The organism is Nocardioides sp. (assembly GCF_050246775.1).
Taxonomy (GTDB): domain Bacteria; phylum Actinomycetota; class Actinomycetes; order Propionibacteriales; family Nocardioidaceae; genus Nocardioides.
Genome location: NZ_JBFWVK010000004.1, coordinates 171,311 through 187,934, shown reverse-complemented (window position 1 = coordinate 187,934; position 16,624 = coordinate 171,311). Strand labels below are relative to the sequence as shown.

At 69.1% G+C, this 16,624-nt stretch carries 12 protein-coding genes; 4 read left to right on the top strand and 8 right to left on the bottom strand.

The genetic code is table 11. The features are described from left to right. Positions 1-264 precede the first annotated feature (264 nt). From AB7I40_RS17775 to AB7I40_RS17755, 5 genes are read right to left on the bottom strand one after another with little or no spacing between them, the layout of a single operon-like run. Entirely contained in the window at positions 265-666 is a 402-nt protein-coding gene (locus AB7I40_RS17775) for a hotdog domain-containing protein (RefSeq protein ID WP_428344472.1), read from the bottom strand. After that, on the bottom strand, positions 666-1,403 hold the full coding sequence (locus tag AB7I40_RS17770) for an OAM dimerization domain-containing protein (protein ID WP_428344471.1): 738 nt from the start codon (positions 1,401-1,403) through the stop codon (positions 666-668). The genes AB7I40_RS17775 and AB7I40_RS17770 overlap by 1 nt, the downstream gene beginning before the upstream one ends. Continuing rightward, a complete protein-coding gene (locus AB7I40_RS17765) occupies positions 1,400-2,989 on the bottom strand; it encodes a lysine 5,6-aminomutase subunit alpha (protein ID WP_428344470.1) in 1,590 nt (529 codons plus the stop codon). Before AB7I40_RS17765 ends, AB7I40_RS17770 begins: the two co-directional genes overlap by 4 nt. Further along, a complete protein-coding gene (locus AB7I40_RS17760; RefSeq protein WP_428344469.1) occupies positions 2,986-4,533 on the bottom strand; it encodes an amidohydrolase in 1,548 nt (515 codons plus the stop codon). Before AB7I40_RS17760 ends, AB7I40_RS17765 begins: the two co-directional genes overlap by 4 nt. Beyond that, positions 4,533-5,579, bottom strand: a complete 1,047-nt coding sequence (locus AB7I40_RS17755) for an L-erythro-3,5-diaminohexanoate dehydrogenase (RefSeq protein WP_428344468.1) — start codon at positions 5,577-5,579, stop codon at positions 4,533-4,535. The genes AB7I40_RS17760 and AB7I40_RS17755 overlap by 1 nt, the downstream gene beginning before the upstream one ends. A gap of 171 nt (positions 5,580-5,750) precedes the next feature. Here AB7I40_RS17755 and AB7I40_RS17750 point away from each other — a divergent pair, with 171 nt between their 5' ends. Continuing rightward, entirely contained in the window at positions 5,751-7,217 is a 1,467-nt protein-coding gene (locus tag AB7I40_RS17750) for a KamA family radical SAM protein (protein ID WP_428344467.1), read from the top strand. A 1-nt stretch (position 7,218) separates the two neighbouring features. Here AB7I40_RS17750 and AB7I40_RS17745 read toward each other — a convergent pair whose 3' ends face one another. Then, complete coding sequence (locus AB7I40_RS17745; protein ID WP_428344466.1) at positions 7,219-7,659, bottom strand: Lrp/AsnC family transcriptional regulator; 441 nt, start codon at positions 7,657-7,659, stop codon at positions 7,219-7,221. 40 nt (positions 7,660-7,699) lie between these two features. Between AB7I40_RS17745 and AB7I40_RS17740 the strand changes: the two genes are divergently transcribed. The 3 genes from AB7I40_RS17740 (at position 7,700) to AB7I40_RS17730 (ending at position 12,841) form a co-directional block, all read left to right on the top strand. Further along, entirely contained in the window at positions 7,700-8,650 is a 951-nt protein-coding gene (locus tag AB7I40_RS17740; protein WP_428344465.1) for a 5'-3' exonuclease, read from the top strand. A 34-nt stretch (positions 8,651-8,684) separates the two neighbouring features. Continuing rightward, positions 8,685-9,374: an SDR family oxidoreductase gene (locus AB7I40_RS17735; RefSeq protein ID WP_428344464.1), complete on the top strand. Its 690-nt coding sequence runs from the start codon at positions 8,685-8,687 to the stop codon at positions 9,372-9,374. 161 nt (positions 9,375-9,535) lie between these two features. Next, entirely contained in the window at positions 9,536-12,841 is a 3,306-nt protein-coding gene (locus tag AB7I40_RS17730) for a S8 family serine peptidase (protein WP_428344463.1), read from the top strand. Positions 12,842-12,931: 90 nt separating this feature from the next. On the opposite strand, the gene AB7I40_RS17725 is transcribed toward AB7I40_RS17730, so the two are convergent. Continuing rightward, a complete protein-coding gene (locus AB7I40_RS17725) occupies positions 12,932-15,727 on the bottom strand; it encodes a DEAD/DEAH box helicase (protein ID WP_428344462.1) in 2,796 nt (931 codons plus the stop codon). Next, entirely contained in the window at positions 15,724-16,605 is an 882-nt protein-coding gene (locus AB7I40_RS17720; RefSeq protein WP_428344461.1) for a diacylglycerol kinase, read from the bottom strand. The genes AB7I40_RS17725 and AB7I40_RS17720 overlap by 4 nt, the downstream gene beginning before the upstream one ends. Positions 16,606-16,624 lie beyond the last annotated feature (19 nt).

The following is a 16,624-nucleotide window of genomic DNA, read 5'->3' as shown; positions in this document are numbered from 1 at the left end:
TGGAGCGGAACCGACCTCCGCGAACCGTGCGGACGGGTTCGTGGAACTCGACCCGTCGCCACGGCCACCTGGACGTCGGTCCGCCGGCCACGATCTGCACAGGCGAACGAGAAGAACCTTCACAGGGACGGGCTGCCAAGTCAACATGGCGCTGACCAGCACAAACGCGCAAAAACGCAGGTCAGGGAGGGGGTCGTCAGCGTCAAAAAGACCGAGCAAATTTGCGTGCCCTCGGCGTGTCGCAGAATGACACGCCGAGGCCTGTTACTGGTGGGTTGAACGGGACGGAACGACAACCGTTCCCGCGGCCGTGGTGGCCACGATGGGCTCCTCCAGCAGGTGCGCCGCACCAGGATCCTCGGAGGTCGCAGCGCCCCTGGCCAGCACCTTCAGGGTGAAGACCATGCCCCGCGAACGGGTGCCGACCCGGACCAGCTCGCAGGTCACCTCGACGACATCGCCGGCGCGCACGGCCTCGCGGAACTGGACCTCGGAGTACGAAGCGAACAGGCCCTCGTCGCCGTCCGTGCGGATGCACATCTCGGTCGCCACGTCGCCGAAGAGACCGAGCGAGTAGGCGCCGTCGACCAGGTTTCCGGCGTAGTGGGCGTGGGAGTACGGCACGTAGCGGCGGTGGGTCACCACCAGTCCGGGCTGCAGGGTCATCAGGAGGCCTTTCTCTGCACGAGTCGATGGACGATGAAGCTGGCAACCTCGCCCGGCGTCGTACCCCGGGAGAACACCCGGTCGACCCCCAGCTCGGCAGCCATGTTCTCGTCGAAACGAGGTCCGCCGACGACCAGGAGCGGCCGCTTGTCCGAGGGGTAGGACTCACGGAACGCGGCCGACATCTCCCGGGTGTTGAGGAGGTGGGCGTCGCGCTGCGTGACGACCTGCGAGACGAGGACCGCGTCCGCCTTCTCGACCCGGGCTCGGTCCACGAGCTGGGGCACCGACACCTGCGCGCCGAGGTTCACGACCTTGAGCTCTCGGTAGTACTCAAGACCCTTCTCGCCCGCGAACCCCTTGATGTTGAGGATGGCGTCGATGCCGACCGTGTGCGCGTCGCTCCCGATGCACGCCCCGACGACCGTCAGGCGACGGCGCAACGCCTTCTTGACGGTGGCGTTGACCTCCTTGGGCGTCAGCAACGGGTAGTCGCGCTCGACGACCTCCACCTTGCTGATGTCCACCAGATGGTGGACGCGCCCATAGACCACGAAGAAGGTGAATCCCTCGCCCATGGGCTTGGCGTGCACGACGAGCGCGGGGTCCATGCCCATCTTGTTCGCCAGCTGGGCCGCGGCACCCTCGGCGACCTTCGAGTGTGGGATCGGCAGCGTGAACGACAGTTGCACCATCCCGTCGCCGGTGGTGTCGCCGTACGGCCTGACGATGCTCATGACTGCTCCTCCAGGATCTCACTGGCCGGGTTGTAGTAGGCCCGCGACTTCTTCGCCACGCCCTCCAGTCCACGGCCGGCGTCCGCGGGCCGTTTCATCAGCCCGAACGTGCCGTCGGCGATGGCGTCGAGCAGCCCGTTGTCGTGATCGATGATGCGCTCCAGCAGGTCGATGGACTCCCCCAGGACCTGGCGGGCCCGGTTGGCGATGAAGCCGTCGGGAGCAGGGCGGAAGTCCTCGTGCAGGTTGCCCGCCGCGTTCATCACGTAGCGGACGTTCTGCAGGGCCAGGTCGCGGTCGGAGAGCCAGGGCGTCACGACGGCCTCGGTCATCATGCCGACCAGCAGGATGCCCTGGCCGGTCATGGCGCCGACCAGGTTGAAGAACCCGTCGAGCAGGAAGCCCTGGAAGACGTCGCCGGTCATGTGCCGGGTCGGTGGCATCCACTTCAGCGGTGCGTCGGGGAACAGGGTGCGCGCCAGCATGGCGTGGGCGAGTTCCAGCCGGAAGGAGTCCGGCACGTTCGGGTCGATCTCGAACGCATGGCCCAGCCCGAGCTGCCAGTCCTCCAGTCCCGCCTCCTTGGCGAAGTACTCGTTGAGCAACTGGCTGGTGGTGACGGTGTTGGCCGCCTCGATGCCGTCGGCGGTGGTGAGGTAGTTGTCCTCGCCGGTGTTGATGATGATCCCGGCGCGCGCGTGGATCTGGCGGCTCAACCGCTGGTCGACGAACGTGCGGATCGGGTTGATGTCGCGAAAGAGGATGCCGTACATCGAGTCGTTCAGCATCATGTCCAGGCGCTCCATGCCCGCGAGGGCCGCGATCTCCGGCATGCACAGACCCGAGGCGTAGTTCGTCAACCGGATGTAGCGCCCGAGCTCCTTGCTGGTCTCGTCCAGTGCGGCGCGCATCAGCCGGAAGTTCTCCTGGGTGGCATACGTGCCCGCGAAGCCTTCCCGCGTCGCACCCTCGGGGACGTAGTCCAACAGCGACTGCCCCGTGGAGCGGATCACTGCGATCACGTCGGCACCGGCGCGGGCCGCCGCCTGAGCCTGCGGGATGTCCTCGTAGATGTCACCGGTGGCCACGATCAGGTAGATCCAGGGCTTGCGTGGGGCGTCGCCGACCCGCTTGATAAGCCGCTCACGCTCGCGTCGGCGCACGTCGATGCGCCGGATACCGGTGCCCACCTGCTTGCGGGAGGCGGCGCTGGCCCGAGCGGCGTCGCGTCCCTGCGGCAGGCGGAACGAGACCGAGCCGGCTGAAGCCTTCTGGGCCAGGGTCGCCAGGTCGTCCGCCTCGCCGCGCAGCAACGCGTCCCAGACGGGCAGGGCCACACCGTGCGCCAGACCGCCGTCCGCATCGAGATCGGCACGCACACAGTCCAGCAGCCGGTTCACCCACGGGATGCCGTCGGCATCGGCACCCTCGAGACCGGCGAGTCGCAGCGTGGCCCGTTCCACGGCCACGGTGGTGTGCTTCTTCGCGATCGTGACGATCGGTCGTCCGGCCTTGCGAGCCAACGACCGGGCCCGGCGGATGGTGGCCGGGTCGAGTTCGAGCGTTCCGACAGGTCGGGCTTTCATGCGTCTACCTCTGCATCGTGGATGGTTCGTCCGGCGCCGATGGTGCGGCGCAGGACGGGAAGATCGGCGTCAAGGTCGGGGAGTCCGTGCCTGCCCAGTCCACCGGGCACGTCCCAGACCGCGAGGTCCGCGCGCAGTCCCGGCCGCAGGTGGCCGGAGTCGTCGTCGCGCCCGGCCGCCCAGCCCCCACGGCTGTGCGCCTCGAAGGCCGAGCGTACGTCGACACGCTGGTCGGGGTCCTGGTGCTGTACGGCGGCGCGCACCGCTGCCCAGGGTCCGATCGGGGTGACCGGGGAGTCCGAGCCGAAGGCCAGCTGGACCCCGGCCGCGGCCAGGGCACGGAACGGGTTCATGCCCTTCCACCGCTCCCCCAGGCGCTCGGCGTACATCCCCTCGGGGCCACCCCACAGCGCGTCGAACACCGGCTGCACGCTGGCGGTGACGCCGCAGCGGTCGAGGACCGCAATGGCCTGCGGGGACGGCATCTCGACATGCTCGAGGCGATGGCGTGCGGCTCGGAGGCGCTGCAACCCCACCCGGGTGGCTGCCAGGTCGAAGCCCTCGGCGATCGCATCCATCGCGGCGTCGCCGATGCAGTGGAAGCCCGCCTGCAGCCCGTGCTCGGTGCACAGGACGACGTGCTCGGCGATCTCCGCCGCGCTCAGGTAGCCGTGACCGCAGTGGTGCTCACGGTCTGCGTAGGCGGTGTGCATGGCGGCAGTGCGTGAACCGACGGCGCCGTCGGCGTTGAGGTCGCCGGCCAGACCGGCTACCCCCAGTCGCTGTGCGGCGTCGAGGGCGCCGAGCTCGCCCCAGTAGACGGTGGCGCGCAGCCCGGTCTCGGTGGCGGCTTGGCGGACCAGGTCGACTTCGTACTCGGGGCCGATGTGGGGTGCGGCGTTCTCGTGGAAGCCGGCGACCCCGTTGGCCGCCATCGCCCGCGCCGCGATCCGGGCAGCATCGAGCCGCTGTTCGGGCCCGACCAGGCCGGCCAGCACGGCGCGTACGGCGTGGTGGGCGTCGCGCTCGACGCGACCGTCCGGGGTCCACCCGTCCTGGGCCGGGAGACCTGGCACCGCGTCGGCCAGCGCCGACGACACGACCGCGGAGTGGCCGTCGATGCGCGAGAGGAACGTACGGAGGCCGCCCGTGGCGCGGTCGACCTCCTCCGCGGTCGGCGGGCGACCTTCCGGCCACAGGGTCTCGTCCCAGCCCTGGCCGAGCACCACGCTGCCTGCCGCCTGCAGTGCGGCGTACGCCGACAGGCGGTCCAACAGGTCTGTCAGCGACGGCGCCCCGTGCAGGTCGAGCTCGGTGAGCCGGAAGCCGGCCTGCACGGTGTGGACGTGGGCGTCCACGAACGCCGGTGCGAGGAAGCCACCGCGTAGGTCGAGCACCTCGTAGGCTCCCGCATAGGCCTCGGCGCCGGCCTCGTCACCCAGCCAGACGATCCGGTCCCCGTCGACTGCCAGGGCGGTTGCTGCCGGTGCGGAGTCCTGGCACAGGATCACGGCGTTGCGCAGCAGCATCCTGGCCGGCTGCACTACAGCCTCCGCTCGAAGAGTGACCTCACACCGGCATTGTCGCGCAGCAAGCCCATGGCGTACGCCGCGTGCCCCGGCGCGTAGCCGTTGCCGACCAGCATCCGCACGTCGGCGGCGAGCCCCTCAGCGCCGAGTGCGGCGGCACTGAAGGAGGTGGCCATCGAGAAGAAGATGATGGTGCCCCGATCTGCGGTCGCCAGGATCGCGCCGCCCTCGCAGCCGGGGACGTCGACGCAGACCACGGTGACATCGGCCGGTCCACCCGCGGTGGCGACCGCCGCGCGCAGGGCCAAGGGATCGCGAGCATCGGCGATCACCACCTCGTCGGCGATGCCGGAGGACCGCAGCAGCTGGGCCTCGGCCTCATGGGGGACGACGCCGATGACCTGCCGGGCACCGGCGGCTCGGGCCGCGGCCAGGCTGAGCGAACCGGACTTCCCAGCACCTCCGATGACGACGACGCAGGGCTGGTCGTACTCGGAGACGACGCGGTGCGTGAGGGCGGGAGCCCCGCACACGTCCATCACCGAGAGGCTCAGCTCGGGTTGCAGGTCGTCGGGGATGACCGCCGCGATGGAGCGGCCGAACAGGATCGCGTAGCCGTCGCAGGGGACGCGCTCGTTGTGGCCGTCCCAGTTGACCAGGGCGTCCTCGATCACGAGGGGGGTCAGGGTCAGCGAGACCAGCGTGGCCACCCGATCGCCCACCTTGAGATCGAGTGGCGATTGCGGACCGACCTCCTCCACGACCCCGACCAGCATCCCGCCCGAGCCGGTCTCGGGGTTCTGCATCTTGCCCCGCTGGCCGACGATGTCCAGCACGGCAGCCCGGATGGCGTCACCGTCGCCGGCGTGGGCGTCCTCGAGCTGGCGGAACGAGGCAGCGTCGAGGTTCAGGATCTGCACACGGATCCGGACCTCGTCGGGCCAGAGCTCGCGACGAGTGTCCAGACGTTGTGCGGACTGCGGCAGGGCACCGTCGGGTTCGAGCACCCGGTGGATGCCGATCGGATCGCTGGTGAGCCCCATGACAGTCTGTTCCTCCATCAGGTTGTGCCTTCAACGGGAAAATATCCGGCGCGGCATTGGACGAACCGGATAATATCCTCGTACTCTGACAGAGGAGCGACGCGCCACACAACTGGCGCGCCCTTCGTGCCGCCCAGCAGCGCAACACCACCGACCTCTCATCACCCACTCACCACCAGGGAGCCCGCCTTGAGCATCGACACCGCGATCGGCTCAGTCGCCCGCGAAGCGGCTGGCCAGCCCTACCCCTACCGCGCCGTCGAGCTCGTGGAGCCCGACTGGACGAGGTTCCCCGGCTGGCGCGACGTGACCGCGACCGACTGGGCGTCAGTGCAGTGGCAGCGTGCCCACTGCATCAAGAACGTCCGTCAGCTGCGTGAGCTGATGGGCGACCTCGTCGACGAACGCTTCTACGTCGATCTGGAGCGCGACCAGGCGGAGCGGGCCACCATGTCGATGCTGGTGCCGCCGCAGATGATGAACACGATGGTCCCCCACGTCAGCCCGGCGGGACCCGGCTCGCTCACCGAGGCGCTCTATGCCGACCCGATCCGGCACTACATGATCCCGGTGTTCAGCGACCGTCGCACGGACTGGTCCTCGCACCCGCACGCCACCCGCGACTCGCTGCACGAGCACGACATGTGGGTGGCCGAGGGGCTCACCCACCGCTACCCCACCAAGGTGCTGGCCGAGCTCCTGCCGACCTGCCCTCAGTACTGCGGGCACTGCACCCGCATGGACCTGGTCGGCAACTCCACGCCGGTGATCGAGAAGCTCAAGTTCGCCGGCAAGCCCAATGACCGCATCGGCGACATGATCGACTACCTGCGTCGGACCCCTTCGGTGCGCGACGTGGTCGTGTCCGGCGGCGATGTGGCCAACATGCCTTGGGCCCGGCTGGAGGACTTCCTCACCCGCGTGCTCGAGGTCGAGAACATCCGCGACATCCGTCTGGCCACGAAAGCCCTGATCGGGCTGCCCCAGCACTGGCTGCAGGACGACGTCCGCGCCGGCATGGAACGCGTGGCCACCCTGGCGCGCAAGCGCGGCGTGTCAGTGGCCATCCACACCCACACCAACCACGCCAACTCGGTGACCCCGATCGTTGCCGAGGCGACCCGCGCGATGTTGGACACCGGCATCCGCGACGTCCGCAACCAGGGAGTGCTGCTCAACGGCGTCAACGCCGACCCGCACGCCCTGCTCGACCTGTGCTTCGCCCTGCTCGACGGCGCCCAGATCATGCCCTACTACTTCTACATGTGCGACATGATCCCCTACTCCGAGCACTGGCGGGTCTCGGTCGCGGACGCTCAGCGTCTCCAGCACCACATCATGGGCTACCTGCCCGGGTTCGCCACCCCACGGATCGTCTGCGACGTACCGTTCGTCGGCAAGCGCTGGGTGCACCAGCTGGCTGACTACGACCACGAGCGCGGCATCTCCTACTGGACCAAGAACTACCGGACCTCCATCGAGGCCGCCGACGCCGAGGCGTTGGAGCGCACCTACGAGTACTACGACCCGATCCACACCCTGCCGGCAGCAGGTCAGCAGTGGTGGGCCGAGTACGGTCGGCTCGACGAGTCCGCACTGAAGGCAGCCGAGATGGCGGAGGCCTCGCGCCGTACTGCCGCGCTCCAGGCCTACTGAGTCACCCGTCGAGCGTCCGGTTCTCGTAGGGCGTCGACAGCACGATCGTGGTCCGGGTCGAGACGTTGGCGGCGGCCCGGATCCGCGCGAGCAGGTCCTCGAGGTCGGCGGGGGTGGGCACGCGGACCTTCAGGATGTAGGACTCCTCCCCCGCGACCGACCAGCACGACTCGATGGCCGCGATGCCGCGCAGCAGATCCGGGTAGTTGTCCGGCTGCGAGGCGTCGATCGGCGTGATCGAGACGAACGCTGTCAGGGGCAGGCCCATCTGCACGTGGTCGATCGTGGCGCCGTACCCCTTGATGAGCCCGCGCTGCTCCAGGCGCTTGACCCGCTGGTGGACCGCGGAGGTGGACAGCCCGGTGGCCTTGCCGAGATCGGTGAACGACATCCTGCCATCGGCAGCCAGCAGCATCAGGATCTTGCGATCGGTCTCTTCCACAGGCGACAGAGTAGCGACATCGGCATGCGAGGATGCCGAGGTGACCACGCCTGAAGCAAAGTCCGATTCCGGACAGCGGCTCATGTTGCTCGACACCGCCTCGATGTACTTCCGGGCGTTCTACGGGGTGCCCGACAGCATGCGCGCCCCCGACGGCACTCCGGTGAACGCCGTGCGCGGGCTGATGGACTTCATCAGTCGGCTCGTGAACGACTACCGGCCCACCCACCTGGCCTGCTGCTGGGACAACGACTGGCGCCCGCAGTGGCGGGTCGACCTCATTCCCTCCTACAAGGCACACCGGGTGGTCGCCGAGCGCCCCGGGGATGCGGTGGACATCGAGGAGGTGCCCGACCCGCTGGGCCAGCAGGTGCCGATCATCCTCGACGTGCTCGCGGCCTACGGGATCGCCGTGGTCGGTGCCGACCACATGGAGGCCGACGACGTCATCGGCACCCTCGCCACGGGTGCGGGGATGCCGGTGGACGTGGTGACGGGAGACCGGGACCTGTTCCAGCTGGTCGATGACGAGGCGGAGGTGCGCATCCTCTACATCGCGCGCGGGGTGAGCCGGCACGAGAGGGTCACCAACGCGGTCGTGCGGGAGAAGTACGGCATCGATGCCCACCAGTACGCCGACTTCGCCACGCTGCGCGGAGACGCCTCCGACGGGCTGCCCGGGGTGGCCGGGGTGGGTGACAAGACGGCCGCCACCCTCCTCAACCGGTTCCGGGAGATCCCCGCGATCATCGCGGCCGCGCATGACCCGGACAGCGACATGGGGCCGGGACCCCGGGGCAAGGTCAAGGCCGCAGCCGACTACCTGGCCGTCGCACCCCAGGTCGTCGCGGTGGTGCGCGACCTCGACCTCGGCAACCCCGACCTGACGCTGCCCCGGACACCCGCCCGGCCGGATCGGGTGCTCGAGCTCGACGAGCGCTGGGACCTCGGCAGCTCAGCCGTGAGGCTGGTGCAGGCGCTCCAGGGCTGAGCCTTCTCATGGCCCCTGCTCGTACGGTGGGGCCATGAGTCGCATTGCAGTCGTCGGTGGACACGGGCAGATAGCGCAACACCTCCATCCCCTGCTGGTGGCGGCCGGAGACGTCCCCGTCGCCCTGGTGCGCCGCGAGGAGCAACGGGCGGAACTGGAGGCGATGGGTGCCCAGGTGCGCATCCTGGACCTCGAGAAGGACGACGAGGCCGCGTTCGGCCGGGCCTTCCAGGGCTGCGACGCGGTGGTGTTCGCCGCAGGCGGCGGTCCGGACGGCAACATCGAGCGCAAGCGGACCGTCGACCTCGGCGGGTCCCTGAAGTCGATCGCGGGAGCCCGCGATGCAGGGATCCGGCGGTTCGTGCAGATCTCCGCGATCGGGGTCGACGACCCGGTGGCGGCAGAGGCCGGTGACGTATGGGCGGCGTACGTCGCTGCGAAGCGGGATGCCGATCTGGCCTTGAGGGCCACCGAGCTGGACTGGACCATCCTGCGCCCGGGACGACTGACTGATGAGCCACCCAGCGGCACGGTAGCGCTGGGCCGGGACGTCCAGCGCGGCGATATCCCCCGAGCCGATGTGGCCGCGGTGGTGGCCGCAGTGCTCGCCTCACCGCAGTCGGTGGGCGCGGTCTGGAACCTGGTGGGCGGGTCTGACCCCGTCGAGGAAGCCGTGGCGGCTGCAGGTGCCGATCAGCAGGGGCGCACCAGCGAGCCTGGGTGAAACGCATGCGGGTGGATTGACTATGCAGCAATCTGGGGGTGCGAAAGGCTTGCCGTGGGGCCGGGGCAGCAATACGTTGCGAAGAGTCTCCGGGAGCACGGACAATTTGCGGCCTTGATCCGCGGAGGCAGCGTCCTGTCACTCGCAGCGAAGGGCACGTCATGCGCGTCAAGCACACCCGTCAATCAGCAATCAGGCTGGGGGCGGCCGTCACGACCGTCGCCCTGGCTGTTGCCGGACTCGGCTCGATCAGCGCCGCCGCGTCCGCCGACGACACCGGAGGACTCTCGCTGGGCAGCTCGCAGCCGACGCGAGGCACCACCTACTCCGCCGACAAGTCCCCGACCAGCGCACTCGCGAAGACCCCCGCGGGACTCAAGAAGATCACCAGCTCCAAGCCCATCCCGGTGATGATCAAGTACGACTACGACGCCGTTGCAAGCTACGCCGGGAGCGTCCGCGGCTACGCCGCGACGAGCCCCAGTGTCACCAAGAGGTCGCTGGACACCAAGAGCGGCGCCAAGGCCCGCTACCTCGGCTACCTGCGCTCCCAGGAGAGCAGGATCAGCGCCGGCATCAGGGCCGCCGTACCGTCGGCCAAGGTCACCGGCAGCTACCGGATCGTGTACGGCGGCGTGGCAGCCACGATCCCGGGCAACTCCGTGAGCGAACTGCTCAAGGTGCCCGGAGTCGTCGCGGTGCAGCGAGACAGCCTGAACCAGGTGCTGACCGACTCCAGCACCACCTTCGTGAACGCCGACGCCGCCTACCGCGAGCTCAGGACCACGCGCAACGCCGGCAAGGGCATCCTCTACGGCAACCTCGACTCGGGTGTCTGGCCGGAGCACCCCTCCTTCGCCGACCAGGGCAACCTGCCCGACTACACCGGCCCCGCTCTGCCGTGTGACTTCGGTGAGGACCCGACGACGCCGGCCGACGACCCGTTCGTCTGCAACAACAAGCTGGTCGGTGGTGCGGCCTTCATGGACACCTACGACGCAGCCAACGGCACGGACTACGAGTACCAGGGCACCGCTCGCGACCCCGAGGGTCACGGCTCCCACACCGCCTCGACCTCGGCGGGCAACGTGGTGAACGACGTCCACACCATGGGACCGGTCCTGTCGCGCATCAACGGCATGGCGCCTGGCGCCCAGGTCATGGAGTACAAGGTCTGTGGACCGGCCGGCTGCTACGGCTCCGACTCCGCCGCCGCGGTCCAGCAGGCCATCCTCGACGGCGTCAAGGTCATCAACTTCTCGATCAGCGGCGGCACCTCGCCCATGACCGACCCGGTCGAACTGGCCTTCCTCGACGCCTACAACGCCGGTGTCTTCGTCGCCGCCTCGGCCGGCAACGACGGTCCCGGTGCTGGCACCGCCAACCACCTCAGCCCGTGGGTGACCACGGTGGCAGCGTCCACGCAGACGCGCGAGTTCGCCTCCGACCTGACCCTGACCGCTGACGATGCCAGCACCTTCAAGGTGTCGGGCGCGTCGATCACCGCAGGCGCGGGACCCCTGCCGATCGCGGTTGCCGCGGATGAGGGCGACCCGTTCTGCCTCGACGACGCCCCAGCGGCAGACCTCTACACCGGCAAGATCGTCGTGTGTGAACGTGGCGGGGGCGGTCTGGGCCGCATCAGCAAGGGCTACAACGTGCTGCAGGGTGGTGCGGCCGGCATGATCCTCTACAACCCCGTCCAGGCCGACACCGAGACCGACAACCACTGGCTGCCTGCGGTGCACGTCGCCGACGGCACCGACATGGTGGCGTTCATCGGCTCCCACACCGGGATCACCGCGTCCTTCACGGCCGGCGCTGCACGCTCGGGCAAGGGTGACGTGATGGCTGCATTCTCCTCACGCGGGCCTGCGGGTGCGTTCGTCAAGCCGGACATCACGGCTCCCGGCGTCCAGATCCTGGCCGCCATGACGCCGACCCCCGACTCGATCGTCAACGGTCCGCCCGGGGAGTACTACCAGGCCATCGCCGGCACCTCGATGTCGTCCCCGCACGTTGCGGGCGCGGCGATCCTGGTGGCTGCGGTGCACCCGAACTGGACACCTGGCCAGATCAAGTCCGCTCTGATGACGCAGTCCATCACCTCCGTGGTGAAGGAGGACGAGGTCACTCCGGCCGACGCCTTCGACATGGGTGCAGGTCGCCTCGACGTCGGTCGCGCCAACAAGGCGCCGCTGACCATCTCGGAGACCGCGGCGAACTTCGCCCTGCTCACCGGTGACCCGCTACACACGGTCGACCTCAACATCCCGTCGATCAACGCGCCCACGATGCCGGGCCGCCTCACCACCACCCGGACCGTCAAGAACGTCTCGGGCAAGTCGATCTGGGTGACTCCGAGCGCTGAGGCGCCGGCGGGCACCTCGATCACCTTCAGCCCGAAGTCGCGCAAGCTGGCTCCCGGTGGCAGCTTCGGGTTCAAGATCACCATCGACTCGACGGCACCCGTCGGCGAGCAGCAGTTCGCGACCGTCCAGTTCAAGACCCCTCGGGGCAACCTGCACCTGCCGGTCGCCTTCGTGCCCGGTCAGGGTGCGGTCGGGCTCGAGCAGGCCTGCGACGCGACCACGATCCCGCGCAACTCGACCACCACCTGCACGGTGACGGCGACTAACACGGGCTTCACCGAGCAGGAGGTCGACCTGACCACCTCGGTCAACTCGAACCTGAAGGTCGTCGGTGCTGACGGGGCAACCGTCTCCGGTGGCAAGGCGTCGACCTCGGCAACGCTCAGTGCAGCCGCGGAGGGCGTCCCCTCGGTGGCCGCCGGAGCCTCGCCGGCCGGCTTCATCCCGCTGTCGGCGTTCGGCATCCAGCCGTCCCCGATCGGGGACGAGGACATCATCAACTACAACGTCCCGGCCTTCGTCTACAACGGCATCGCCTACGGTCGGATCGGCATCGACTCGAACGGTTATGCCGTGGTCGGTGGTGGGTCCTCGGAGGACAACGAGTGCTGCACGCTGCCGACGGGACCGTCGCCGGCACCGCCGAACAATGTGCTGGCTCCGTTCTGGACCGACCTGGACGGCTCGACCTCACCGGGGATCAGTGCAGGCACGCTCACCGATGGTGTGAACACCTGGCTCGTGATCCAGTGGGACATCAATGTGTGGGGCACCACCGACCTGCGGTCCTTCCAGACGTGGATCGGCGTCAACGGCACCCAGGACATCTCCTACACCTACTCGCAGGCGCAGACCGATCCTGGTCAGCCCTTCCTGGTGGGTGCGGAGAACGCGTCGGGCGCCGGTGACATGGAGGCCGTCCTGCCGACCGGGGACCTGGTGGTCACCTCGAGCGATCCCACCCCCGGTGGCTCGCTCAGCTACGAGGTGACGGTGAAGGGCGTCAAGAGGGGTGCCGGCAACGTGCACACCGACATGGATGCCTCAGGCGTCTCGGGCACCACTACGGCGAACACCCCGGTGGCCGTCGAGTAGCCGTACGCGACACCCGTGTGGCCCGTTCCGCCTCGGCGGGACGGGCCACTGGTGTCTATCGGGCCGGCGCCTGGCCCATTGTTGTCGGCTTTAGCTGTTGACCGAGGAGTAGGCCACCACGCCATGCCGGATCCGGCGCGAGGTCTCCCGGGCCACCGCGCGCAGCGGGTCGTCGCCCGCAGCGTCGGCGACCTGGTCGGCGAGGTCGAGGAGCTGCTTCATCCAGCGAACGAAATCGCCTGCGGCCAGACCGGTGATGCCGAGGACATCGTCGAGCGGATCGCCCTCGGCCCACCGGTAGGCGGCCCAGGCGAAGCCGAGATCCGGCTCCCGCAGGAAGTCCAGCTTGTTCTCCCGCTCCAGGGCATCGAGCTCGCTCCACAGGTGCACCATGTCCGCGATGACCTGCTTGACGCGCCCGCCGGGCAACCGTGGCGAGGAGGCATCGTCGGCCCGCCTGGCCTCGAAGACCAGGATGGAGAGGGCGGCGGCGAGCTCCGAGGCGTTGAGCCCCTTCCAGAGGCCGTGGCGCAGGGATTCGGCGGCCACCAGGTCCATGTCGGTGTAGATGCGCATGAGGTGCCGGCCACGGTCGGTGACCTGGAGGTCGTCGTCCTCGGCGGTGAGGTAGTCCAGCGCCAGCAGTACGTCGCAGACCCGGTCGAACTGTCGGGCGATGGTGTTCGTCCGTTGCTCGACGCGGCGCTTGAGGGTGGCGGCGTCCCGGTCCAGCTTGAACCACCGCTCGCCCCAGCGGGCGTGCTCCTCCCGGTCCGGGCACTGATGACAGGGGTGGGCACGCAGGGCGGCCCTGAGGCGGTCGATCTCATCGTCCGCACCGCCGGAGGGTGTGGCTCCGCGCGCGAGCCTGGAGGGAGGCGGTGGGGTGAGGTTGTGGGTGCGTGATCGCAGCGCCGAGGCGAGGTCACGGCGCATCTGCGGGTCGCGACCGTTGAAGTTGCGGGGCACCTTGACGGTCGTGATCGCAGCCACCGGCGTCGGGAAGTCGATGATGGCCAGTCGGCGGGCCTGTCGGTCCGCCGTCACCACGTACGGCCGCGGCGCGTCGCCGGCCAGACCGGGATCGATGACCACCGCGAAGCCGGCGAACTTCCCCGCCGGGACCTGGATGACGTCACCGGGCCTGAGTCGTTGCAGGGAGCTCAGGGCCTCCTCGCGCCGGTCCTGGCGACGGTTGCGCGCCGAGCCCTTCTCGGCGTCCGACAGGGACCGTCGCAGAGCGGCGTACTCCATGAAGTCCCCCAGGTGGCAGGTCGCCGCCTCGGCATAGCCATCCAGGGCGTCCTGGCTCTTGCGCAGCTGCCGGGCCAGGCCCACCACGGCCTTGTCGGCCTGGAACTGCGCGAACGACGACTCCAGGAGCTCCCTGGAGCGTTCGCGCCCGAACTGATGGACGAGGTTGACCGCCATGTTGTACGACGCCCGGAACGACGAGCGCAACGGGTAGGTCCGGGTCGAGGCAAGGCCCGCGACCTCCTTGGGGTTCATCCCGGGCTGCCACAGGACGACGCCGTGCCCCTCGACGTCGAGACCGCGCCGCCCGGCTCGCCCGGTCAGCTGGGTGTACTCCCCCGGCGTGATGTCGGCGTGGGTCTCCCCGTTCCACTTGCTGAGCTTCTCGATGACGACGGTCCGCGCGGGCATGTTGATGCCCAGGGCGAGGGTCTCGGTGGCGAAGACCACCTTGCACAGCCCCCGCAGGTAGAGCTCCTCGACGCACTCCTTGAAGCGTGGCAGCATCCCGGCGTGGTGGGAGGCGACGCCGCGGGTCAGGCCGTCGAGGAACTCGTGGTAGCCCAGCACCTGCAGGTCCTCGTCCGGCAGAGAGCGGCACTTGTCCTCGACGAAGGCGAAGATCTCGTCGCGCTCCTCCGGGGTGGTCAACCGCAGGTTGCCGTTGAGGCACTGCGTCACGGCCGCGTCACACCCCACCCGCGAGAAGATGAACACGATGGCCGGCAGCAGGCCCTCGCGGTCCAACCGCTCGATCACGTCGTAGCGGCTGGGCAGGTACATCCGGCGCCCTTGGGGCCGCTGCCCCCGTCCGCGCTGCCCCTTCTTGTCGCGCCGGTCCTTGAACCGCTGACCCACGAAGTCGTCGCGCGCCACCCGGAGCAGCTCCGGATTGACCTGGGCGCCCTCCTGGACGAAACCCGCCCGTGCGTTGTCGTCCTTGTCCGAGAACAGGTCGTGCAGGCGTTTGCCGACCATCACGTGCTGGAAGAGCGGCACCGGGCGCTTCTCCTCCACGATGGTCGTGGTGTCTCCACGGACCGTCTCCAGCCACTCGCCGAACTCCTCGGCGTTGGAGACGGTCGCGCTCAGACTCACCAGGGACACCGACTCCGGCAGGTGGATGATCACCTCTTCCCAGACCGCACCGCGGTTGCGGTCGGCCAGGTAGTGCACCTCGTCCATCACCACGTAGCCCAGACCCATCAGCGTGTGGGAGCCGGCGTACAACATGTTGCGGAGGACCTCGGTGGTCATCACCACGATGGGAGCCTCGCCGTTGACACTGTTGTCACCGGTGAGCAGCCCCACCTGCTCGCTGCCGTAGCGACGGACGAGGTCGGCGTACTTCTGGTTGGACAGCGCCTTGATCGGGGTGGTGTAGAAGCACTTGCGCCCGGTCTCCAGGGCGAGGTGTACGGCGAACTCTCCGACGATCGTCTTGCCTGAACCCGTGGGTGCCGCGACCAGGACCCCGCGCCCGTCCTCGAGTTCACGGCAGGCGTCGAGCTGGAAGGGATCGAGGGGGAAGTCGTAGAGCCCGGTGAAGTCGCGCAGGATCGGGTGCTTGCGGCCGGCGCGGAAGTCGGCGTAACGCTGCGACGGGCTGGGCTCGGACTCGGGTGTGGTCATGCGATCACCGTCAACGCGGCGGGAGCGATCTTGATCGTCAGGGGCAGCGGGGCGATCCGCTCACCGTCGGCGTAGGCGACGATCCCCGGTGTGTCCACGGTGACCGCGCTGACGCGGTGGTGCTCGTACTCCGCGATCGTCGTGTGAGTGCCCTTGAAGAGCTTCGGATAGGTGCGCACCAGACGCGGCTTCGACATCGGGCGGATCACGACCACGTCGAGCAGCCCGTCGTCGATCAGGGCCCCTTCGGTGATCCGCAGTCCACCACCGAACGAAGGGCCGTTGCCGACCGCGACCAGCATGGCGTCCACCTGGTGCCGCTGCCCGTCGAGGTGCAGCTCATAGTCGAGTGGGTTGAAGGTGCGAAGCTCCAGCAGGGTGGCGAGGTTGTAGCGCATTTGTCCTTTCGGCCAGGTCATCTGGTTGGCGCGCTCGTTGACGACGGCGTCGAAGCCGGCGGCGAGCACCGTGACGAAGTAGCGGTCCCCACAGCGGGCCAGGTCGATCACCCGGGTGTCTCCGCGATTGACGATGCGGGCGGCCGCGCCGGGGTCCGTGCGGGGAAGGCCGAGGTAGCGGGCCACGTCATTGCCGGTGCCGGCCGGGATGATCCCGAGCGGCACCCCGGAGCCGGCGGTGGCCTGAGCCCCCAGGTGCACCATTCCGTCGCCGCCGCACACGACGAGCGCCTCGATGCCGTCAGCCACGCACTGGTGCGCGAGCGCAAGGGCCCCGGTGCTGTCGGCGCCCTGGAGATCGCGGACCCGGAGACCCGCTTCGTCGAACGTGGCCAGGGCCGCCTCGCGAGCCCGACGCCCCCTGCCCCGGCCTGCCGTGGGGTTGGTCAGAAGGGCGATCTCGCGAGCGGGGACAGGCACGCGCCCCAGACTAGATGAG